Origin of the sequence: Sediminitomix flava (genome assembly GCF_003149185.1) — a bacterium.
GTDB lineage: Bacteria > Bacteroidota > Bacteroidia > Cytophagales > Flammeovirgaceae > Sediminitomix > Sediminitomix flava.
The window spans coordinates 1,347,154-1,371,785 of record NZ_QGDO01000001.1; the positions used below are offsets into that span (position 1 = coordinate 1,347,154).

Here is a 24,632-nt window from a genome sequence, read left to right on the forward strand (position 1 = left end):
ATTCGATTAAAATGCTACTCTTGAATATCTCTGACATACCTCACACTAGAAGCTACACCCCAAGTGAATACAGAATTGAAGACAGCTTCTGAACTTGCAGAAACAGTCATCACATTGATGTAGTCACTCAAAGGATCATCACCATCATGTTGGTACCAGTAATATCCTGCTAGATTAAGATTGTAAAATGTAGTTGAGTTGGTATAAGAAACATACATTCCTCCAAACACTAAATCGATTCCTGTCCCCCCCCCTTCTTTCAATTCTGTTCCGGCATAAGTAGTACCACCATATTGGTTAAATAGCTCAAGCAGTTCATCCCCTGTTGGTAAACGCCATCCTTCAGGAGCCATTTCTTCAGCAGCGATGTAACTATAAAGACGCCCATAATATTTTCGATCTTCTGGAGACATTACTGGCTCCATGCTTATTGTGGAATCTGAATTCTCAATGATACCGTATTTGTCTACTCCAAAGTACCATGAATGAGGATATGAAGGATCACTAAATGGCACGACCATATTGTAGTTCTCGGCCATCCATTCCAAACCATTTACTTTAACTGTACGGTAAGTCTGTCCGTCTGTATCTGTCCAAAGATGATGTCTATTGAAAGCATACAAGATTGTATCTGCATCTGTTTGCCCACCGTGAGATAGCTCAAAACGAAGCTTATAAACTGCGCCACCTTCTCCTTCAAAAAGAGAGTTTGCGTCTGTATCGTTATGCAATCTGCCACGTCCATTTTCAGGATTTTCCAAAATGCTCCATTTTACCGAAGCCCCTTCTTGATGATTTGGATATAACGTCCCGTATAACAGTCCATCGCCATAGGCAAGATTATATAACTGATCGCCACCAGCATCGGCTCTTAAAGAATCAAATACAACATTAAAAGTTGTCGAATCTTCTTTGGAGCCATACGCTACTTTCCACTTAATTTCGTAAGCCGTATTAGGCATTCCTACAAACTTCGTGATACAGCTATCTTCTTCCACAAAGTAAGCGTCTTCAGCTACAAGATTGTCATCGCTCCTATCGGTCACTTGATAAGACCAATGTCCTTCTCCACCATATTTCGTTCCGTTAGCATCTAAGCTTAGTGTAAAGCTAGTTTTCAATGTATCAGCGATCATCTGGTTCGCTTCAGCTACTTCAAATGAAGGGTCTAAGGCTTTGAAGGAAACATCCATGATATCACTTTTGGAATGCGCTCCTTCAGAGATTGTCCATTGTAGCGTGTAGATTTCTCCTGGCTCTCCACTAAACATTGACTCTGGATTATTGGCATCTTCAATAATGCCATTATCTCCTCTCAAAATTGACCATTGTCCAAGCTGTCCTTCTTTTGCAAGAGAAGCATCCAATTGAACTTCATAGCCAAAGTTTTCTATATCTAACATACTATCGCCCACCGATACATTCAATCGGGGGATAGTATCTTCCGTATCTGAACATGAGTTTCCCAATATCAAAACTGATACTGACAAAGCCCATAAGCATCTTTTTAATCTTTTCATTTCTATTTTTCTCTTAAAAAATTAGAATAGAAGGGAGATCAGATCTCCCCTCAAAAAGTGCTGTATATTAGTATCCAATATTTTGGTCTGCCTCTGTTAATGCCGTGTTCGCATCAATCTCATATTGAGGAATTGGGAATGTCAGACGGTAGTAGTCTGCATCATTTGGTCCAAAATCAAATTTCACCCAATGGTCTCCTTCTCGCTTGTAAGGCTGAAGACGACGCTTAATATCGAACCAACGGAAACCTTCCCCGAATAACTCCCTACGTCTTTCATCCAAAATCAAGTTGATAAGTTCTTCTCCTTCTACACTTGGTCTATCCGCTAGCGAGTTAGAACGCTTGATTACGTTATCTACAAGACTTTGCGCTTGGTTATAATTGCCCAATTCAGCTTCTGCCTCAGCCCAAATCAAATACATTTCTGAAACTCTGATTTTTGTAGATTTGGCATTTCCTACTTGAGAATCATGGCCAAACTTTAAGATCATCCAATTTTTGTCTGGGTCAATTAAAGAACCATCATCCCAAGTCAGATCATTTGCTAGAACATTTCTTCTATAATCAGCAGCATCAAACATCTCAACAAACTTGTCATTGGCTCTTACACTACTGTAACCAAATGCTGGATAATAGAAAGAAGGAATCGTTAAATAGACATTGTTATCTTCAATCTGATAATCAAGCACAAACATGCTTTCTGTTGTCTGATGAGCAAAGCCTGCTACCCACTCCTCTTTGATCATTAGTTCCATTTCTGAACCCTCTTCTCCACTTCCCAAAATTGCCATTTCAGCATATTGAGAAGCCTCTTCCCAATTTTCCATGAGCAGATGTGTTCTTGCCATCAAGGCATGAACGGTTCTTTTATCTAAAAAGCCCTTGTAGAATTCGTCATAGTCAAGCAGTTTCTCTGCTTCTTCAAGGTCTTCTAAAATCAAATCATACGTTTCTTGTACTGTGCTTCTTCCCAAGTCCGGAGATTCCGAATCTGAAGGTGCTGTTCGTAAAATCAGACCTTGAGGAGCTAAAGGATCTGCGATGTAAGCTGGTGCATACATCTGCACCAATCTCAAATATGTATAAGCTCTAACAGCGTAAGCTTGTCCTGTTAAGTAATTGATTTGTTCCTCAGTAGCATCTGCTATTCCTCCTGCATAAGCAATCAAATTGTTTGCATTGTTGATTACCGCGTACCCTCTTCTCCAAGGATTATAAGCATCGTTATAATTTGCCAACACATTTAGCTGATAAGTACTTACAAACCAATTGTAATTTCCTTCCGAATTGATCAGCATGTCATCACCGATTACATCTGCACAGATTACAGAACTTAAACCATCAAAATAATAATGGCTCAATGCATCGTAAGTTCCGACCAAAGCCGCATACGATTTATCATAAGATGAAAAAACATCTTCGGGTAATACTCCTCCAGCTCTTGAAGGGTCTTCCTCTAAAAACTCCTCACAAGAATTCAATGCGAAGAGCATCAGAATGCCAAATAAAATTCTATTTAGTTTCATCGTTTTATATTCTTTTGTGAGTGGATTATAGACCTACGTTTACTCCAAATGTCAGTTTACTTACTCCTGGGATTGACTGACTTGTACCTCCCGAAATTCCTACTTCAGGATCGAAACCTTTGTATGCTGTCCAAGTCAAAAGATTTTCCCCAACCATATACACACGAAGGTTTTGCATACGCATCTTTTTAGAGATATGCAGCGGTAAAGTGTATCCAAGTGTGACATTCTGGAGTTTGAGGTATGAACCATCTTCTAGAAATCTAGTAGAAGTTTGATTTCCTAGATCAGTATTGTTTGTGATATAGCGAGGCACATCTGTATAGCGATTGCTCGGCGTCCATGCATCTAAAGCATCAGTGGCTAGATTTGCTCCAGGATTGGAACCATCATGCATGTTTTGCGCATAATCACTGTTATAGATTTTGTTCCCATAGTTGTAATACAACAGGAAGGAAAGGTCAAAATTCTTGTAGGTAAAACTATTGGTGATACCTCCATAGAACTTAGGTAAAGCAGAACCCGACATTACTCTTTCAGCATCATTGTAATTACTTGTCACCTCACGTCCTGACCCTAACGGGTCTTCATATCCACTTTCCAATGAAGACTCCGAATTCGTGTACCACATTGGCTGACCTGTATCAGGATTTACCCCTGCCCATTCTCTCAAATAGAATTGGTAACGGTCTGAACCTGGCTTCATGATTTGAGTACCACCAATCACCTGATCTTGCCCATCAGCTAAAGCTGTTACTTCATTTCTGTTTCTTGTGATGTTGAAGTTGGTAGCCCAAGTAAAGTTTTGGGTTTGAATGTTTATGGTATTCAATTCAAACTCGAGACCTTGGTTTACAATCTCTCCTGCATTTTGGAATAGACTAGAGAAACCAGTAGTTGGTGATTTTGGTACTGAGTAAAGAAGGTCATCTGATTTGCGATAGTAATACCCAATAACCCCTGAGATATTTTTGAAAATGGTAAAATCTAATCCGACATCTAAGGCTTCATTTTTTTCCCAACGCAAATCCTTATTCTCTAAACCCGCAGGTACCATTCCTGGCATACCGCCATAGTTTGCTCCTAGGCCATACATCGGTAAACTTGAGTACGCTCCAAATGACTGGTTTCCAGAAGTACCAAAACTTGTTCTGAGTTTTAAGAAATTAACCCATTCAACAGATGACATAAAATTCTCTTCTGAGATTCTCCATCCTAAACCTACAGAACCAAAAGTACCCCACTTATTTCCTTCTGAGAAGTTTGAACTACCATCTGAACGAACTGAAGCACTTACATTATATTTCCCTTTGTATTCATAATTCACTCTTGAGAAGAATGAAACCATAGAACCCAAAGAAGCGCCTGTAGAAGTAGTCTGAGGATTGGCAGCACCAGAAAGTTCTGGGTTTCCATCAAAAGCATAATCTGTAGCAACAGCGGTTACAGACTTGGATTCCCACTTATTGGCTTCTTGCCCTGCCATTACATCTAAAAAGCCCTCTCCTATATTTTTATTCCAAGTGAATAGGTTGGTGGTGTTTAGTGTATATACACTTGAGGCTATTGAGGTTCCTCGCCCATTCACTGAAACGCCATTTCCATGAAGCGGATTGGCATACTCTAAGTTATCTACATCTGTATAGTCAACTCCGTTTGTTGATCTGAATTTGATATTGGCTGGAAGTGAAATTTCTGCAAACCCGTTTACAATAGCTCTTTTTGACCAAGAACGATAAATATCTTTTTCTGCTAAACCAACAGGGTTAAAGTCTAAGCTAACTTGGTTTTCATAGTTGTAATCTCCATTTGGTAGTTTGATAGGAGTAGCTGGGTTAAATAACTCTGCTGAACGTACTGGGTTTGCAGCTTCTCCTCCTGAAGGTACTCCATTTCCAATTGAATAGGTAAAAGACGTATTTACTCCCATATTAAGCCAAGAGTTCATTCTCTCATTCCCATTGAATCGGAAGGTGAATCGTTCAAAGTCAGTGCCGATTACTACTCCTTTCTCATTGAAGTATCCGGCCGAAACTAGCATTGAACCACTAGCTGTACCTTTACTAATACTTAAGTTATAGTTTTGCGTAAGTCCAGTCTGATAGACTGCGTTTCTCCAATCTTCATCAACCAACAATTGTGCATTAGGATCTAATTCTGGTGACCAAGTTTCAGCATTGAAACCGATATATGGATTGTAAGGATCATCACTATAGGGTGCATATGGATTCCAACCTGATCGTGCTTCTACATTTAGATTCGCATAATCCATCGCTTCAGTATGCGTAACTGGTGTTGATTCATCAAAAAAGGCACTGTTATATAAACCTACCCAAGTCTGTTTGTAGTACTGAGCCGAGTTCATCAAATCATATCCCGTGTTAGCAATTTGAGAAATACCTGTTGCCGCATCGAAACTGATTTTCGTACTCCCTTCTGTTCCTTTCTTAGTGGTAATGATAATTACACCATTTGCTGCTCTAGAACCATAAAGTGCCGCAGCACTTGCATCTTTCAGTACCGTAGTTGAAGCAATATCATTTGGATTCAAATCTGATATTCCACCATTGAGCACAACCCCATCAACAACATAAAGCGGAGAACTTCCTGCTGACATTGATCCAATACCTCTAATTCTTACAGTCGGCTCCGCTCCTGGCTGTCCAGAACTACCTGTCACCTTCAAACCAGACATTGCTCCTTGGAGTGCTTGCGTAGCTGAAGCCAACGGACGTTTTTCTAAGGTTGCTCCATCAACAACCCCTGCAGAACCCGTAAATGATTCTTTCGTCGTTTCTCCATAAGCAACTACCATAACTTCATCCAGTTCTTGAGAGTCACTTTCGAGTGTTACATTAATAATCGTCTGATTACCTACACTAACTTCTTTTTCGAGCATCCCGATAAAAGAATAGATCAGCACCGTATTTTCATCTTGTACTTCGATGGCATATTCTCCATCCAAATTGGTTGCTGTACCTGATGTTGTTCCTTTTATCAAGACATTTACACCTGGTAAACTTTCTTGAGTGGCAGCATCAGTTACTTTCCCTTTTACTATAAATGATTGGGCAGTGGCTGTAAATCCACTTCCGATCAAGCATAGGAATAAAAGTAGTTTTCTTAGTTGCATGTTTGAATTGGTTTTCTCTTCGTGGTTTATTTTAAAAAGTCTATGAAAATCTTGATTACTGCGATCACTAAAGACAGCAGCATTGCGATGTTTAACTTATGGTGAAGTGCTAACTTCTTCTTTTGCTTCATCTCTTCCATACCTTCAACTTTTTAAATTGATGTTAGGAAATTAGAGAGAATTAGAAAAAATCAAGACTTACGACACCTAAGACGTCTCACCGACACAATGAGACATTAATCACCACTGAAAACCAAACACTTAAAAGAATATGTTTTAAATCATAAATGAAGTACGTACACCTTCATATATCATAAATGAGCCAAACAATAAATAGATTCTACAATGTTATGGGTATAAAAAAAAGGTCAGAACCCTTTCGGATTCTGACCTTATATTTCAAATTATTATATGCCTTAAGCCAATTGTAAATTTCTAAATTCACTTGGTGTCATCTCTGTTCTTAATTTAAAAATTCTATTGAATGTTGCTTTAGAATTGAAGCCTGATGTTTGTGCGATATATTCAATTTTATATTCTTTATGCGCTTCATCTGCCAAAAGGCGTTTTGCTTCTTCTACCCTAAAATCATTAATGACATCGTAGAAGTTTTTACCAAAAGCATGATTTAATACAAAGGACATCCTATGGCGAGTTAAACCAAACTCTTTAGCCAAATCAGGTAAAGTCAACTGATTATTTAAATAAGGCCTTTGGTCTATTAAATATGCTTTTAGCCTATTCGCTTCTTCTTCTAATTCATGATCAACCTCTTCTTCCAAACGAACATTTTCGCTTGTCTCTATCAATGAATTATCACTAAGCTGAGTAAATATTTCTGGTTGCTTTAGTGCATAATACGTAATGAAGTAGGTTACTCCAACTATCGATAAATACAAAATCTGATAAGATCTAAAATGATAATCTTCTTTGCCTAGTAAATCTAACAAAAACCCAGAACTCCCTAAAAGCCAAAGACCTACATTCAGTAGTATTAAATTCTTCAGCCATTTCAAGGTATGAGGTTCTGTATCTGATACTAGATTTTTTATACTCTTTTCGTAACTCTTTAATAATTTAATACTCAATGCCGAGTAGATTAAACCTTGAACTGTCGGTAGTATATCTGAAAATAAACTCGTGAGTTCTAGGTATTCATACAACTCAATAGGAGATCTTTCAAATAGTAATAATCGTTTTTCTTCAGTAGATAAGATATAGTAAGGGATATTCAATATTACATAAATGAAAGACGGTAAATAATGTAATAATGAACGACTTTCAAATCCATTCCCATCTTTTGTAATCTGCTTTACATATAAATAAATAGAAGGGAAAAATGCTCCGACAAATACAGACCCAATTCTAAAAAAATGGGGATGATCATACCAGAACTGATTCGATTGAACAGCAAAAGTCAAACAACAAATCGACCATGATAACGTCATGACTGATAGTATTCTGTTAGGAGTTCTGTTGTTCTTACTTGCAAATAAAAAGCACGTCATCACAAGAGCTTGGAAAGCTCCCATCATGAGTAATGATTTATAATAATCCATAACTTAATCAGATAAAGTGGATTTTGATAATTTGTAATTAACCCTAATTGATGGTTGTCATAGGGATGGTTAATAAAGGTTGTAATTAATATCTCAAGTTAGTTGATAGTTACACTGTAAACACTTACAAGACTGGTTGGTGTGAGCTTGTTATCACACAAAAACCAATAATATTTGTCAAAAGGAAAACTCGAAATAGAATAGTCACAAATATTAAAAATAAATTACAAAATACATATCTGTACCGAAAATAGCTTTCACAAAAGTTATCATCTTATTTGGAGAACGGAATAAAATAAGCACTAGGACATATAATTTCGGAATAAAAATTTACTGTTCTTAGAGTTGCTCTAAGAACTCATAAATGAAGTAGAGAGGCGGACGCAGTTCTTCAGACTCGACTTTATGTGCATTTTTTGAGTCTAAAGACTCTTACTCCCATCAATCAAATTAAATAGCTTCGCAAACTCTAAGGATAGTATTACTCGTCTTATTTTGTCTTAGTACTTAACTACTCTTGAATATAAAAAAGGGAAGCCTGCAAGACTTCCCTTTTCTAAAACTACCTTCTCCAATGCGGTAAATTCTTTCGTTCTTCATCAAAGCTTTTCCACCTTTGCTTCACTAAAACGTGAAGCAAAAGTACAAGTGCCATTCCTACCACAAAGACAGGCATTGTAGCATAGCCTAAAGTTTGGTTAAAAAACACGATAAATGAACCGTAAACTAGACCAAATAGCATGTCTATCGCTAATTTCTTCTTTGCGGAAAATTCTAGTTTTTTATTGCAAAAAGGGCAGGTTTGTGCCACACGAAATGCATAAAACAGAATATTCCAAAACCACCTTTTTGATCCTCTCTGATCTGCTTTACAGTCTACTTGTTGTTTAGCCATTTGGTATATGTTTTTTTAGATAAATAACAGATCTCCTAATTCATTCAATTTCCCGATCTCAGTCACACGTATATCAAACTGATCTAGCTTTAAGCCTTTTGTTGCGTACTTAGAAACATAGATTTCTCTATATCCCAAACGTGCTGCTTCTGAAATCCTTTTCTCAATATGGTTTACGGCTCTTACTTCCCCCCCCAAACCTACTTCTGCAGCAAAACAGATTTGAGAAGAAACAGGATAATCTTCACTTGAAGAAATTATGGAAGCACAAACGGCTAAATCTATGGCAGGGTCTTCTACTTTTAATCCTCCCGTGATATTAAAAAAGACATCTGAGAAATTGATTTTATAGCCAGATCTCTTTTCCAATACAGCCAAAAGCATATTCAGACGTTTGCTATCGAAACCATTGCTACTACGTTGAGGGTTTCCATATACCGAAGGTGTTACGAGTGACTGTGCTTCTGCCAATAGCGGTCTATTTCCTTCTATGATCACGCCAATTGCAATACCACTTAGGGTGTCATCTCTTTGTGAAATCAGAATTTCTGAAGGGTTACTAACTTGGCGAAGTCCGTTGTTTACCATTTCATAAATTCCAATCTCAGAGGTAGAACCAAAACGGTTTTTCACTGTACGTAAAATACGGTAACTCATATGTCGATCCCCTTCAAACTGAAGTACCGTATCTACCATATGTTCCAATACTTTCGGGCCCGCAAGATTTCCATCTTTGGTAATATGCCCAATCATAAATACAGGTGTATTCGTTTCTTTTGCATATCGGATCAACTCAGCGGTACACTCTTTTACTTGAGAAACACTTCCTGCTGCGGCTTCCAATAGTGAAGAAGACAGTGTTTGAATAGAATCTATAATTAGTAAATCTGGCTTTTCTTCTTCAACCTGTGTAAATATCTGCTGCGTATTCGTTTCGGTAAGAATAAGGCAACTTCCACCTTCTTTATCAATTCGCTCCCCTCGAAGTTTTATCTGATGAGCACTCTCCTCTCCCGACACATAAAGAACTTTCTTAGTAGGTAAACTTAGGGCAATCTGAAGCATGAGTGTAGATTTACCGATACCCGGCTCACCACCAATTAGTACAACCGAACCCGGCATAATACCTCCACCCAAAACACGGTTAAGTTCGTCATCAATTGTAGCTACACGTTCCTCTTCTTCAATTGCGATGTCTTTAATCAGAACAGGCTTTCCAACTTTTTTTGTATCACTTACAAACGCAGGACTTTTCCAGTCTCCTTTTTTTTGAGTACTGATGTCTTCTATTACTTCTTCTACAAAACTGTTCCATGCTCCGCAAGAAGGGCATTTCCCCTGCCACTTAGCTGACTCTGTTCCGCATTCTTGACAGAAAAATGCTTTTTTTACTTTCTTCGCCATAAAATCTACCTAAATCAAGAAAAGCAAGACAAACTGCCTTGCTTTCCAAATTTACATATATCTCAGAAAATATTCTATCAAAAATACAAAAGCTGATCAAGCTAACTTCAAGCCGATCACAGTCATATCATCCCGTTGCTTTTCTGTTTTCATAAAATCTTTCATTTCCTTTTCCAATTCTTCATGTATCTCACTCATCAATTTATCTGAATTCATCTCCAAGAAATTTTCAAAACGTTTACGTCCGTACTTCTTACCATTTGCGTTATTCTGATCTAATACGCCATCTGTCAGTAGAAATATAGAATCGCCTTTCTTTAAATCTAAAGTAGAAGAAGTAAATTCTTTTGTCGTCTGAACATGCCCTCCCACTCCTTTTCGTTCTCCTTTCAAACGTTCTAGAACATTCTTTTCAGAGTTATATACATACAAATCAGATTTAGCGCCTGCATATTTCACTTCAAACTGTTCGCCTTCTTTTTCCTCAATACGAATCAGTACCATATCCATCCCATCAGAATTATTACTTTCTCTTTGCTTTAATCCCGATCGCACTTTTTGATCTAAAAGTTTAAGAATTTCATTAGGCTCATAAGAAAGTTTCTTATCTAAAACCTCTTGAAGATAAGCGTAGCCCATCATCGACATAAAAGCACCCGGAACACCATGCCCAGTACAATCTACCGCAGCTAAAAAGGTATATTCTTTATCCTTGACTTCAACTTTTTGGTACCAATAAAAATCGCCAGATACGATATCTCTAGGCTGATAATACACAAAGTATTCTTGAAAAGACTGTCGGAGATCTTTAGCCATCGGGAGAATAGAATTTTGCAGCGTCTGTGCATATTCTAAACTATCTATAATTTGCTTTTTTTGGTATTTTACTTCTCCGTAAGCCATATCCAAACGAGCATTCATTTCTTGAAGTGAAGACTTCTGCTTACGCACACGCTTCCAAAGAATTGACATGGTCATAAAAGCTGAAAACATCACCAAAAATGAGAGTAAATAAGTATAGCCTTTCCTTCTTGCAGACTCAACCTCAGCTTCTTTATCATGCAATTTATTCTCCATTACTTCTACAATTCGCCTCAGAGAAGAAATCATATGGTTAAGAGATTCATTATTCTTGTCGTTTCTATTTTTGATATGGACTAACTCTTCATTGAGCGTACTCAGCTCTCCTTTATATTCCTCAATTGTTGCTTCACTATCCAAAGAGGCTACCTTCAAATTTGCCCACAACTTGAAAATATCTTTCTCTACATCTAGTACATCCTGATTTTCTTGTTCTAGTTTAGAAACATCGAATACCGATTTATACAACTGACCATCTAGATAATCCCTTTCTATGAAAACGGTATCTGGCGTACTTACCTCTATTGTCTGTTGAGCTAGCTGCTCCTCTTGCTTTTCAACGGTTATAATCAATCGATCTAAAATTTCCTCGTAGTCTACATTTTTGATGGTATAACCACTCACATCTATCATTTCAGTAGAAGCATAAAAACTTCCTTTCAATGGTTTTTCAACTTTGATATTTCCTTTTGAGGAAGACAAAAAGTACTCCCCATCAAACAAGGTAAACACATCAGAAATAGCCTGACCGCCTTCATCTATTAAAGCTAGATTAACAGCATATTTCTGCTTTTCTTCAGAGACACTTATTTTAAAATCAGAATGTAATCGATCCTGTTTGAGTGTAAAGCTTTGCAACTCTTTTCCAGGCACCCCAATCTCCCAATAAGTTTCTTGATTATGATTGGCATCAATGATAGTATCAAAAACACCGAAACCATTAGTAGTCATATGATGCCTATTTCCATCTGCACTTATGGCTTCAACTTTCTGATAGATGTAAGGTTTCACTCCATCAATTAACACGGTTCCACTTAGCCTGAAATCTGATTTAGACTCAAGTTGGATACGCATTACATTATTGTAGATTGACCATGTTTTAACGTCTAAAGACTTATCATCAGACGCTACAACTCCAGGCAACATCATCCCTTCTCCTTTATGGAAAATGAAACGCCCTTCTTTATCTGCTTCTAAAGTTTTACCATCTATCAAAATCTTTGCATCAGACTGTAATTTATTTTTATGATAAACCTCAACTAATAACTCATCTGATTGCATGCTAATTAATTCACTTTCTTGATGGTCTTCTATCACACCTTCTTCCCCTACTATCAGACTACTTTTCTCATATTCTGAATTAAAAAGTCTTACGGCTATTCTTTCAATATTTCGTGAATGAAGCTTATCATTTATGTTTACCGCATGAAAATTGGTTTCTTCATCTTTCACTGTCGTAAATGAAAGCTCAACACTACAAAGTTCTTGGTAAATGATTTTATTGTTCTTCTCAATGGTAAAAGTAAAACCCGTATCAATCGGTACTACTGCTTCATATTTCCCATTATGATCTGTTCTTGTTTCAAACACTTTTCCATCACCTTGTATTCTGATGACTGCATCTGCAATATTCTTTTGGTACTTATCTGTTACTTCTCCTTGTATTTTTACCCTTTTAAAGAAAAAGCAATGGTATAAATCTAACAGACCAAAGCCTCCAACTCTATTGGAAGAAAAATAAGCCATATGCCCGAAGTAGTTGAAATAAATATCATCAGCAACAGAGTTTATCGGGAATCCCAAGTTTACAGGTTTATTCCAAGTGTCTTCTTTCTTATTATATGTTGCTTTAAAAATATCAAAACCGCCGAATGAGTTATGCCCTTTTGAACTGAAATAGATTGTTCCATCCTTGGTCACGAAAGGTGCATCTTCATCTAGTTCTGTATTTAAAAGAGCCAAAGAAATAGGCTCAGACCATTCATTATTTTCATCTTTCTCGATATAGAAAAGGTCAAGATCATTATTTTCACCGCCATTCAACCTTGAAGCATAAAAAATTCGATTGCCATCTTCTGTGATAAAACAATGGGTCTCATGTGCTGGTGTATTTATTTCTTTTAAAGGCAAAGGTGATCGCCATTCATTTTTATAAAACCTTCTCCGATACAAATCACCATCGTTATATAAAATCAGGTCTGTATCATTGTGTTGCATCTGAACAGTAGCACTATTTCCATCAGACTTTAAACCTTTCATCAACTCTGGCGTATTCCACTGCCCATGCTCATTTTGAGAAGTTGTATAAATATTTTCTTGATACCCTGAATTTTCATCTTTTGACTGAACAGTGTAATAAATTGTTTGATGGTCATTACTAATAATGACACTATGATCGTTTGCTTCACTATTAATCTTTTCTCCTAAATTCCGAATGACAGTTTTATGCTCTGAATCAGACTCTTTTTGAACAGCTTTCAACTTCATATCTAAAAGACTGAAATCACTTTTCAGTTCATCAGAAACATTACTTGCGATTATATTTAATACATCTCTAGAAGCCTTAAAATCTTCAATTAGGAACAGGGCAGAAGCTTTATACAAATAAAAGTGCTCCGTTAACCTCGAACCACTTTTTTCTAATGCTGCTAAATGCATTAAAGCTTTCTTTGCTTGGTTGGTATTTGTATAGCACGAGATCAGCGCATATTTATACTCAATATTGTTGGGATACCGTTCTGTGAGGATTTCTAGATAAAAAGAAGCTTGAAGATAATGCCCGTCTATAATCTCTCTTTCAAATTTCTTCTTTAGTTCTTTATCTGACAATTTTTGAGATCGCGCAAGAAAGGGTAAACACGTTAATAAAATTAGACAGATTAGGGTATGCTTTTTCATAACAGTTGATGAAGTGTAGGTACAGTTTCAGTCAACCGCAATTTATTTTAGTAAGAATTGAGAAAAGGTTGATAGTTATTCAAAAAAACAGGTAAGTAATAAATGGTCAATAAAGTTATGAAAAGGAAAAAATAGAACGAGATGAAATTACATCATCTTGAATCCGATCATTGTCATATCATCTCTTTGCTCTTCTCCCTCCATATATCTATCTACTTCTCGATTTAGAAGGAAATGAATTTCCTTCATCGATTTTTTTGCATGCTTTGTCAAGAATGCTTCCATACGTCTTCGACCATATTTTCTACCCGATTTTCCATTCTGGTCTAAAATACCATCTGTAAGTAAGAAGATTCTATTTTCCGTAGTTATTTCGAAAGTATTTGAACTAAATTCTTTTTCTTGTTGCTCATGTCCGCCAACTCCTTTTCGATCACTCTTATACTTTAATAAGCTTTCAAAAATTGGGTCATAAACATAGAAATCTGTCTTTGCGCCAGCATATTTTACTTCATAATGGTCATCATCTAACTTCGAAAGTCGAAGTAGAATCATGTCCATTCCATCTGTATTTTTACTTTCCTTTTGACGAAGTCCTTCTCTTACCTTAAGATCAAGGTTTTTCAGAATCACATCTGGTTCATAAGAGATTTTCTTATCTAATATTTCTTGAAGATAAGCATAGCCCATCATGGACATGAAGGCTCCTGGAACTCCATGACCAGTACAATCAACTACAGCGATAAAAGTATACTCAACAAGATTCAATTTTACTCTTGCATGCCAATAGAAATCACCTGATACAAAATCTCTAGGCTTATAATACACAAAGCTATCTTTAAAACTCTCCTTCATATTCTCTCCCATTGGAAGGATAGAACTTTGGAGTGTTTGAGCATATTTTAAACTATCTGTAATTTGTTTTTTCTGATTCTGAACCTCTCCGTAAGCTTCATCTAGCTCATCATTGATTGTTGCTAAAGAAGACTTTTGTTTTCTAACTCGTCTCCATAAAACAGACATCGTAACAAAGGCCGTAAGCATGATTAAAGATGCAATAAGGTAATTATAACCTTCTCTTCTGATGGCTTCAACTTCATCTTCTTTACTCACAAGCTCTCCTTCCATGTCATCAATGACCTTCTTCAAAGATGAATTCATTGACTCAAAAGTCACTTGGTCTTGAGCCATTTCACCTTTAATTCGAGATAACTCACTTTTGTACTCTTGAATTGCACTCATATCAGGCATGGAATCCTTCTTCATTTGAGTCCAAAGTTCAAATATTTTAGCCTCTACTGCTGCTTCATTTTGAACTAGAAGCATTGAATCCAAAGCTTGTTGAGACATTTCTGGGGCTTCAGCTACTTCTTGAGGTTTTTCAACACTAATGGTATCATAAACAACAAGTCGGTCTATAATAACTTCTTTCTCATGAGCTTTAGCAACAACGACAACTCTATTGAGTAATTCTTCATAGAATACTTTTTTGATATCATAATCATGAAGAACGATTAGATTTCTAGAAGCATAGAAATTCCCTTTCAGTTCTTTTTCTACTTTGATCGTTCCATCTTGAGGAGTACGATAATATTCACCATCAAAAAGCGTAAAAACATCTTGGATTGGATATCCAGCAGAATCGACAACTGTGAGGTTGAATGGGAACAATTGTTCAATTTCTGATACACTGATTTTAAATTCAGAATGAAGTTGATCTTGTCTTACAGAAAGACTTTGAATTTCTCTTCCCGGTACTCCTATTTCCCATTGAGGTACTTGTTGATCGTCATTCGCATCTATAATTGTATCAAAAACGCCAAAAGTATTTGTTTTAATTTGATGTAAGCTTCCATCAGGCCCCTTCAATTCAATTGAATTATAGACATAAGGTACTTTCCCATCTACTAATATTGTCCCGCTCAATCTAAAATCGCGTCTTTCTTGGAGCTTAATAGTTATAACATTGTCATGGATATACCATGTTTCTAACTCCAAAAACTCATCTCGTACTTCGACCGTTCTAGGAATTGAAATCCCTTTACCAAGATAAAAATCAAACTTTCCTTCATTATCAACATCAAAAGGTCGTCCATCTACATATATCGTCATTGCTTTAGATGGCTCTCCTTTTACAAATACTTCTGCACTGATTTGATTTACTTCCTCTTCCTTTGGAGCAACTTTAAGGTCTAATACATTTTTTTGTGTAAAAGCTTCTGGAATTGAACGCTTACCAACAATAAAATCACTGCTTTCTTCCTCAGAATTAAAAAGCTTGACGTGCATCATTCCCTTATCTTCCACAAGAGTGGCGGTATCATCTTCACCTGCTACATTTACGACATAAAAGCTCTTTTCTAATTTTTTAGAATCAGTAAAAGATACTTTAATCGCATATTCTCCTCTATGGAAAATGGTATTATTTTTTTCAATAGTGATTTCAAAATCATTGTCAATCGGAACCACTAGCTCATAGTCTCCATTTTTATCTGCTAGAGTTTCATAAAATTTCTCTTCACTTTCTAACCTTACTTTAGCAAAAGGAATCGCTTTTTTAAGTCTATTCTGTACTTTACCCTTTACTTTTACTCGACTGAAAAAGAAACAACGATAGAGATCTAACAGCCCTAATCCGCCATTTCTGTTTGAAGAAAAATAGGCAAGTTTTCCATGAAAATTGAAATAAATATCGTCTGCTACAGAATTGACAGGGTAACCCAAATTGACAGGCTCATTCCATTGCTTTAAAGAATCATTATACGTTGCTTTGAAAATATCGTAACCACCAATTGAATTATGCCCTTTTGAACTGAAGTAAATGTTACCTTCCTCATCAATGAATGGGGAATCTTCATCAAAATCGGTGTTTAGAGTTGTAATTGGGATAGGCTCACTCCATTCATCTTTTTCATCCTTTTCGATATAATATAAGTCTAAATCATCTGTCAACTTATTATTCAATCGAGTAGCATAATAGATTCTGTTTCCATCATCAGTGATAAAACAATGCGTATCGTGAGCAGGGCTATTTACTTCTTCAAGAGGAATAGGTTCTCTCCATCGTCCTTTATAAAATCTTCTTTTATATAGATCACCATCGTTGTATAAGATAATTTCTGTATCATTATTTCTGGCCTGTACAGTAGCATTATTCCCATCAGACTTCAAGCCTTTCATATTAATAGGCTCAAGCCATTCGCCATCTTTTGTCTGAGTTGTCGAATAAATTTTCTCAGTATAACCATCAATAAAGTCTTTCGATTGAACGGTATAATAAATCGTTTGATGGTCGGTACTCATGATCACACTATGATCATTGGCCTCACTATTTATATCTTCCCCCATATTTCTTAACACTACTGTTTGGGGATGTTTATATTCTAGCTGAGCTCTGAGGATTTGTTCTTTTAGTTTTTGCTTATTTTTTACACCAGGTACTTTTGTATTTTTCTCTGCGTGTTCAATATATTTTAATGCTTGCTCAAATGCTTCCATTTGATGAGCGGCTAAAGCTCTATAGTAGTAAAAGTCTCCATTTGAAGAATAGGACGTTCTTTCAAGCTCATCTAATAATGGGATAGCTTTTTCGGCTTGGGATGTTTCTAGGTAAGATAAAATCAGAGAATATTTATAACCGTTATTCTTAGGAAATCTTTTCACCAACGTCTCTAGATAGAAAGCAGCCTGAAGAAAATGTCCATCTGAAAATTCAGCATGGGACTTTTTAATCAATTGCTTACTAGATATTTGTTGACTAAAAACTACCGAAGGAAGAAGCCAGAACGATATGATGAATATAATTTTCTTCATGTATTCAAGCCTAAAAAAAGGCGTTGATAACTTGGGTTACCTTAAAAAAATCGATAAAAAAGCAACTATTAAGTTAATTGAAACATTTACAAACACAATTACAAGAAGTCGTTTCAAACTACGTTATAGCCAATTGTAGTAATAATAGGTAAATAGATTTTCACTGCTTGACTACAGGTTTTTAAATATAAAAAAAACACGACACTTGTTAACTATTGTAAAGTTAAAAAGTCTTACGCGTAAAAAAAATCTCGTATTAAATTTATTACTTTTTCTGTACTATTGCCAACATAAATTGGATCAATTTCTGAAAATTCAGTTTCTATAAATAGATAATACTCAAAATCCGAAATATTATATTGCAAACTCAATTCTTTATCTAAATGACTGATATTGTATCGTATAAAACCTTCTTCTAACGATTTGTCATATTTCTTTACAATATCAAAATGAAGTTTTGAGAATACCGCCTCTAATTTTTCACTTACCAAAACTTCTTCTTTCAGAATATGACTATTTTTTGTCAATAAATAATTCAATACATCTTCAGCTAAATCGAAATATTGAATTCGTTCAATTAATTCATCAAATGCTACCCAAAAGACTTTTTTATAATGATCATAACCAATAGCATATACATGAGGGCAGTTTCCTATTTCTACTTTTAGGTAAAACAAGAAAGGAAGCGATATTACATGCTCTGATTTATTAATGAGATAATCATAAAAGAAACGACCATTAAAGTGTGGATGGATATTCGAAAATTTTTGAAATAGTAAATCTTTCAACTCTAATAATTTCTCTCGAATAACTTCTCCTAAAGTTTGAGTAAGATCAATTTCGCCCCAATTAAACCATTTATCTTCTTTCCATAAATAACCTTTTACCCCCGTAAAATTCAATTTATAATCAAATAAAGAAGGACGATCAAATACATAGCCGATATAATAGTATTTAAGCCCATTTTTTTGAGCATACTCTATTTCCTTCAACATCGTATAAATCCCTAAACTATCCCTATGATATGACTGATCATAAAGCCCTAGAATACTATACATAGATGTCAGACCTTTATCAAAAAAACTACAGGCAATCAATTCCTTGTCTTCATTTAACAAAACAAGTTCCTGTGTATCAATTGGTAGTTTAAACCCATCTATAGGTGACTCAAAAAACCATAAGATAGAATCGGACTGGAAATCCTTAAACCTAACCTTGTGCTGTTGGTATAAAGCCTCTTTTTCTTTATTGATGACCGCAGATCGAATTATGGTCTTATACTTCTTATCATTTCTTCTTAATAGCTTTCGTTGACTCTTACTGAATTCAAACTCAGCTATATTAATTCGAAGGGGGATTATGGTACAGAGTTGGTTGTCATAATACACAATTTCCAACCGATTTAGATAACCTCCATCTCGGGTTCCTCCAGAGGCAAGGAAGTCATCTAAATCTTTGGGTGTAATATGAATGGGTTTATACAATTCGGCTATCATAATATTCGGTTAACCGTCTTATTGACGTTGGGCTGACACAGTAAAGAGCTTATTACCCAGAAATAAAATTTCCTCTTTACTTTCTAAGTGATAAGCCTTCAAAGCTTGGGTTGAATCTAACTGTACCCAAAAGCTTTTATAAGATGAAAATAATTGAAGGTCTTCAAAAATCTGTGCCTCAATACGAGTAATATGATTATTTTCTTTGAATATGGAAAGTTGTCTTACTTTTTCTTTTTCAGATTTGGCTACATAGTCAACTTGTTCTTGTGTGTTGCTTTTTTGTTCGTTGATCTCGTAAGCGCCTTTCAATATTGGTTTATTTATATCAGCTTGTTTTATGAAACTAATTTCTTTTTCCCAATCTATTTCGGCTTTAGAAACTACCTTCTCTTCATTATTTACCGTCAATTTATATTGAAAGCTATCATTATCATTTTCCAATTGAGAGGCTAAAGCATCTGTAAAACTGATCAAATCGAAATGTATTTCCTCTGTATTTTTTTCTGTCTGTAATGGGGCATTACAAGAGTTTAGTGAGAAAAGTCCAATAAGTATAAATGGGAATAATGTTGACTTCATGAATCTGGCGTTTTGTTCTAATTTTTACGTACCCGCAAAAATAAGGAAGATTAGGAGAAAAACACTTCTCCTAATCTTCCTTCTTAACTTATTTGCCAACGCTGTAAAATTCGTATCATCTCTCTTCTCAGTGGGCCTTCTTCATCGGGTTTTGAAATCACGGCTCCAATGATTGGAAGAAAATTTTCTTGGTAATTCAATACCCACCTCGGTCTACCATGATAGGCATCTGGACAGAGTAACCATAAATAATCAGGTTTTTGTATTTCTGCTCTAGCCCCAGAAATTCTAAGACAAGTATAGTATTTGAATGCCAACTCTTTTATATCATTTTCTACGACTGTCTTGGCATTTTTATATTTCGCATCCATGATGGCATAACGAATATCTCTGCCTTTTGAAAGTTCTAACACATAATCGGGAGTATAAACTTTACTTCGCTTATCGACTTTTCCATGAAGTACTAGGTTTGTCTCTTGCGGATAAGTTGTGATTCTAGGATTGAAAATAAAATTCAACATCCACTCATTCCCAACTTCTTTAGAAATAACAGAAAAACATCGGTTCATCAAACCATCATTTTTCTGTTCTACAAACTCACAATTTTTATCAGCATAATACTCTTTTAAAAGGTCTATAATCTGATAGAAATTAAATAGCTCATAGAGTTTATCTAAGAAATTGATATTGAAGAAGAAGTTGTCTTCTGAGTCACCCAAAGAAACACTTCTCAATTGTTGAATCTCAGAAAATGCTTTCCAATAGTGTTTATTTTTCCTAAACTCAGGAGTCACAACCCCCGACTCATTTCTAGCTAAAACACCTGGAAAAGAGCGCTGATATTTATACTTCAGATTTGTCAATTTCTTCCGAAGTAAATCAATCTCATCATAAGCTCTACGAAGCAAGATTACTTTAATAGCCTCAAAAGACGCATATACATTCTCATTATCAACTTCATTTGGTTTCTGAAATTGTTCTTGAAGAATAGTCTCCATCTGATTGATAAACTCATTTACAAAGTCAAATGAACCTAATATCAATTCATTCTCATAAGTTCTCAGATTCTTGGTATACTCTTTTGTTGCTATTCGATCTATAATCCCGTACTTGTGTCCAATTTGAACAGCATTCGGGTCATCTCTAAAAGCTGGATCAAAAATAATTTCATCCAGATTATTCAACAACCAATCAATTCCCTGACTATCTATATGATGAGGTTCGTAAGGTCGGACGGTCAGAACTTCCTCTTCAAATGCTACAGGGTGGAAATCAAACTCAGGATAAAGTGCTTCCATTACATCCACAAAAGAATGTAACCTATTCAAGATTTCCTGTGAAAAAGCTGCAGGAGGATCTGAACTACCGCTTCCTTCATTTTCCCCTTCTGACAAGAATTTCATCAAAAGAGGTTTATTCTTATCATATAGGTATGAAAGCAAATATTCAGCCTCACTCCCTGTAATTTTTGATGCATCAACTCTTACATAGTGCGCTGCATCGCCACAGGTGATCTGAATGAAACCTAGATTATTAGAGAAGTACTGAAAATAATGTGCTTTAATACATTTCTTCTCTGGGATATGTTCTATTAAATCATCTTCAATTTGTTGATCATCAATATATATTGAAAAATCTGTTGGTCGATTTTCATAATAGAAATCCAGCTCATAAAAGAAATGTTCTAGCACTACCATTTCCCCCCCAGAAGGTACGATTTCTTTTCGTACCTCATGAGGCGGAGTAGGTGATCTTTTAAGCGTGAAAATCCTTAATTTCATCGATCAAGCATAAAGTAGTTGAAGTAATTGTGTGAGTAACCTTCTCTTTCTCCTTTCTCAATAATTTTTGATAAAATCTGAGAAGCTCTCGAATCTTTCAATGCAAAATCATTGATGAAATCTAGAAGATTACGAAGTGTATGTACAGCATGACTTCCTTGAACATCAATCTTTGTCAATAATCTTTGAGCAATACAATAATCTAATGGTCTGAATTGCTCTGCCATTACAGACTGGGCTACATTACAGTAGCTAATAATCGACATTTTTACTCTCGGACTTATCTGAACACCAATTTTACTCAACTGCTTTACAACATAATTGAATTTATCTTCAACCTCTATATCGTTAAACTTGACAGTCTGCCCCCCTGTAACTGTTTTAAAATCTTGAAGATTAAAAAACTGGAGTATTTGCTGCATTGTAATCGACAAAGGCTCTCCTTGATAATCATTGATTGGAGATAGTTGCATATTGGATGGTAAATCAAGACGAATGATATTCGCTCGGTCTAACATTCTAGGAGATAAATCTTCTGTGGTTCGATCCATATTGATCGTACCTAAAAAGCGAAGGTTATTGGCATAATGAATTTCTTCTCCATTCCCCAATTGCAGTACCAAACCATCTTTATTATTGACTACACTATCGGCATGATTGTAGAACATTGCCCAATAATGTTCTAGAGGAGACAAGTTGGCTTCATCTAAAAGAGTATATGCGTATGGTGTATCCCAATACCACTCTTCTTTGAACTCTCCGTCCAATTGCTTCAACAGATCATAAAGCCCCGATGCTGATCTATGAAATCTCTTTGAAATAGGATTTGCAAAACCTACAAGGTCTTTTTGGGACGTCCATCCTCTTGCCACAGGAATTTGTAGCTGCCTTTCTGTAGGTGCCAACATTTGCATCAGCATTCTACACAAAGTTGTTTTCCCTGTACCTGGCAAGCCCCAAAATAGGGTTAAATTATTCTGATGGGTAGAAATTAATAAGTTGGCAATGAAATGTTCTGAGTATTGTCGGCCACTCTGCTGAAATGCTTGATGGGTCAAATTGACCAATTCCTTCAAGTCTTTCACTTTTTCTCCTTCAACAGTGAATCTCTTAGGACGCGTCACACCTTCAGATGCTTCTACTTCTGTACGAGCAGTGATCAGGTCAAAGTGTGTTTTGGTTTTTACCAAATCATGTAAAAGTCTTCCCGTCTGCTGCTGCGTATCTATGAAGTCTTTCTTTAAAAGCTCAATACTTTGCTGAATTTCGTTTTTATCAGTTCGTAAAGATTCGATTTCTTGAGCAATTTCAGCTTTCTTCTGATGAAGTTGATAAACCTCTAACTGCTCTCCTTTTTGCTCCAGCTCAGATTGAATCCACTCTAGCTTTTGTTGACCTTCCTTAATCTCTCGCTCAATCAACTCTTCTCGCTCCTTGCGCAGCTCTTCTCGTTTACTTTCTTCATAAGAAATAAACTTCTCTAGTTCTGCTTTCTGATTTTCTAAAGCCTCATCAAGTTTTTGGATTTCTTTCTCTTCTAGCTTTTTCAGATTTTTCAAATCATACAAAGCCTTCTCCATCTCAATCTTCTTACGAGGAAGCTCTCCAAGACTTGACGTAAAGTATTCATTATTCGCTAAAGTCTGAATGAGACTTTCCATCCCATCATAACTGTTCTGAGTGTTCTCGAAAAGATTTTCAAGACGTTTGAATCTAGACGATACATTTCCAACTTTAGAGTTTGAAGTAATGGTATCCCACAATTCTCTCACACTCTCTAGTTTGTCTTTGTCTGAAAGCTGTGTATTTACCCAATCGAAAAGCTCTTCTCTAGTAAGGAAATCAAGGCGATCTTTTACATAGATTTCTATATCCGTATACGACTTAATAACCTTTCTTTTGGGTCCTTTTAAGTCCGTTTGAAGCTCTAAAAAAGCATAATCAGGCAGATCAAAAACCTCAATTTCATGTCTGATACCACCAGAAACACGTATTGATTTATCTTCAGGATTTGTCTGTAAACCAGTAAAGGGTCCCATAATCACCCCTTCTTCACTCTCAATAAAGAAACGCTTACTTTGCTTTACATATATATCTTGAACGAGATTATAAAAATTTCTATTTGGATAAAATAAATGTCGATCTATTTCTAATCTTCCCTTTACTATATCTATTATGGACTCTTCGTATAAATGATTATTCTTATTATCTATATGGGTGATATACTTCGTTAATGAATTATCTAGATTATATTTTTTATCATTGGTCCATTTCGTATTCGTTTTTAAGTGAGTTATTTTAATAAATTCATCAAAAGAAAAATCAGCTTCTAATATTTGTGGTGAGCTCGCTATAAATATTCTTTCACCTAAACTATTGGTATCTATTTTTTCCCATTCATAACCATCGTAATAAAAAAGTGGAATAAGAAATTTTTTAGTAGAACGTCTATTTTGAGGATCTTGAACAGCAACTATATATTGATCTTCACCAAGCCTTGCCTCCAAATCGCTTGATTTCTGATTGTCGAATACGACTTTGATATTCTCAATTTGCATTTTTTCATCATTTAAAAGTTTAATGTAAATTTAATCCCATCAAGTTAAGCAAGTGGTTTATAAAAAGCTAGAAAGGATTAACATACTTCCACTACAAAAAATTAAGATGAACTTCCTACAAATTGCACCAAAAAAAGGCTAGAAAATCATTGTACTATTTAAGGTTGTTTGAGTCAAATCAGAAAAGAATACCATTCGGTGGTAGGTAGATAAAGTGTTTATAGACAAAAAAACCACCTCAGAATTCTGAGGGGGTTTTCCCAGTTCATTGCAATTTACGTTTCCGTTATTGTTGGAACATCTGTTCCATATCTTTAATATTTTTATTGATCGATAACTCGTTTGTAAATAACTCTTATACTAAAAGTTAAACATCATCTTGACAGAAAACAAATTAAAGTCTCCTATTCAAAAAAGAATTAGCTGAAAAAGATAGGCATTGTTATAGAGGTTGAGCTTAAAAGCTCAGTTCACAAATAAACACAATTATTTATGAACTGATCAAATTTAAGTACTTATATATTAATTTTCAAGAAAATTAACTTATCAACAACATATAGTTTTTGTCTTTATCCTGAATATTACCTAGAATAAACATCAGCTC

Annotated in this window: 12 protein-coding genes; all 12 read right to left on the reverse strand. The window is 35.6% G+C overall.

The genetic code is table 11. The features are described 5' to 3' along the window. Positions 1–14 precede the first annotated feature (14 nt). Positions 15–1,520: an FISUMP domain-containing protein gene (locus BC781_RS05120; protein WP_109616143.1), complete on the reverse strand. Its 1,506-nt coding sequence runs from the start codon at positions 1,518–1,520 to the stop codon at positions 15–17. A 67-nt stretch (positions 1,521–1,587) separates the two neighbouring features. After that, positions 1,588–3,048: a RagB/SusD family nutrient uptake outer membrane protein gene (locus tag BC781_RS05125; RefSeq protein WP_109616144.1), complete on the reverse strand. Its 1,461-nt coding sequence runs from the start codon at positions 3,046–3,048 to the stop codon at positions 1,588–1,590. A gap of 25 nt (positions 3,049–3,073) precedes the next feature. Next, on the reverse strand, positions 3,074–6,181 hold the full coding sequence (locus tag BC781_RS05130; protein WP_109616145.1) for a SusC/RagA family TonB-linked outer membrane protein: 3,108 nt from the start codon (positions 6,179–6,181) through the stop codon (positions 3,074–3,076). 416 nt (positions 6,182–6,597) lie between these two features. After that, the gene (locus BC781_RS05135; RefSeq protein WP_109616146.1) at positions 6,598–7,740 is read right to left on the reverse strand and encodes a helix-turn-helix domain-containing protein; all 1,143 of its coding nucleotides are present in this window, start codon (positions 7,738–7,740) and stop codon (positions 6,598–6,600) included. Between the two features lie 562 nt (positions 7,741–8,302). After that, positions 8,303–8,635 (reverse strand): hypothetical protein, encoded by a 333-nt coding sequence (locus BC781_RS05140; protein WP_109616147.1) that lies wholly within the window; start codon positions 8,633–8,635, stop codon positions 8,303–8,305. 15 nt (positions 8,636–8,650) lie between these two features. Further along, complete coding sequence (radA, locus tag BC781_RS05145; protein WP_109616148.1) at positions 8,651–10,039, reverse strand: DNA repair protein RadA; 1,389 nt, start codon at positions 10,037–10,039, stop codon at positions 8,651–8,653. Between the two features lie 96 nt (positions 10,040–10,135). Next, a complete protein-coding gene (locus tag BC781_RS05150; protein ID WP_158281397.1) occupies positions 10,136–13,729 on the reverse strand; it encodes a SpoIIE family protein phosphatase in 3,594 nt (1,197 codons plus the stop codon). A gap of 216 nt (positions 13,730–13,945) precedes the next feature. Continuing rightward, on the reverse strand, positions 13,946–17,611 hold the full coding sequence (locus BC781_RS05155; protein WP_109616150.1) for a SpoIIE family protein phosphatase: 3,666 nt from the start codon (positions 17,609–17,611) through the stop codon (positions 13,946–13,948). 233 nt (positions 17,612–17,844) lie between these two features. After that, the gene (locus BC781_RS05160; protein WP_109616151.1) at positions 17,845–19,107 is read right to left on the reverse strand and encodes a hypothetical protein; all 1,263 of its coding nucleotides are present in this window, start codon (positions 19,105–19,107) and stop codon (positions 17,845–17,847) included. 18 nt (positions 19,108–19,125) lie between these two features. Further along, positions 19,126–19,689 (reverse strand): hypothetical protein, encoded by a 564-nt coding sequence (locus BC781_RS05165; RefSeq protein ID WP_109616152.1) that lies wholly within the window; start codon positions 19,687–19,689, stop codon positions 19,126–19,128. A gap of 83 nt (positions 19,690–19,772) precedes the next feature. After that, positions 19,773–21,470: a hypothetical protein gene (locus tag BC781_RS05170; RefSeq protein WP_109616153.1), complete on the reverse strand. Its 1,698-nt coding sequence runs from the start codon at positions 21,468–21,470 to the stop codon at positions 19,773–19,775. Then, positions 21,467–24,028, reverse strand: a complete 2,562-nt coding sequence (locus BC781_RS05175) for an ATP-binding protein (protein ID WP_109616154.1) — start codon at positions 24,026–24,028, stop codon at positions 21,467–21,469. The genes BC781_RS05170 and BC781_RS05175 overlap by 4 nt, the downstream gene beginning before the upstream one ends. Positions 24,029–24,632 lie beyond the last annotated feature (604 nt).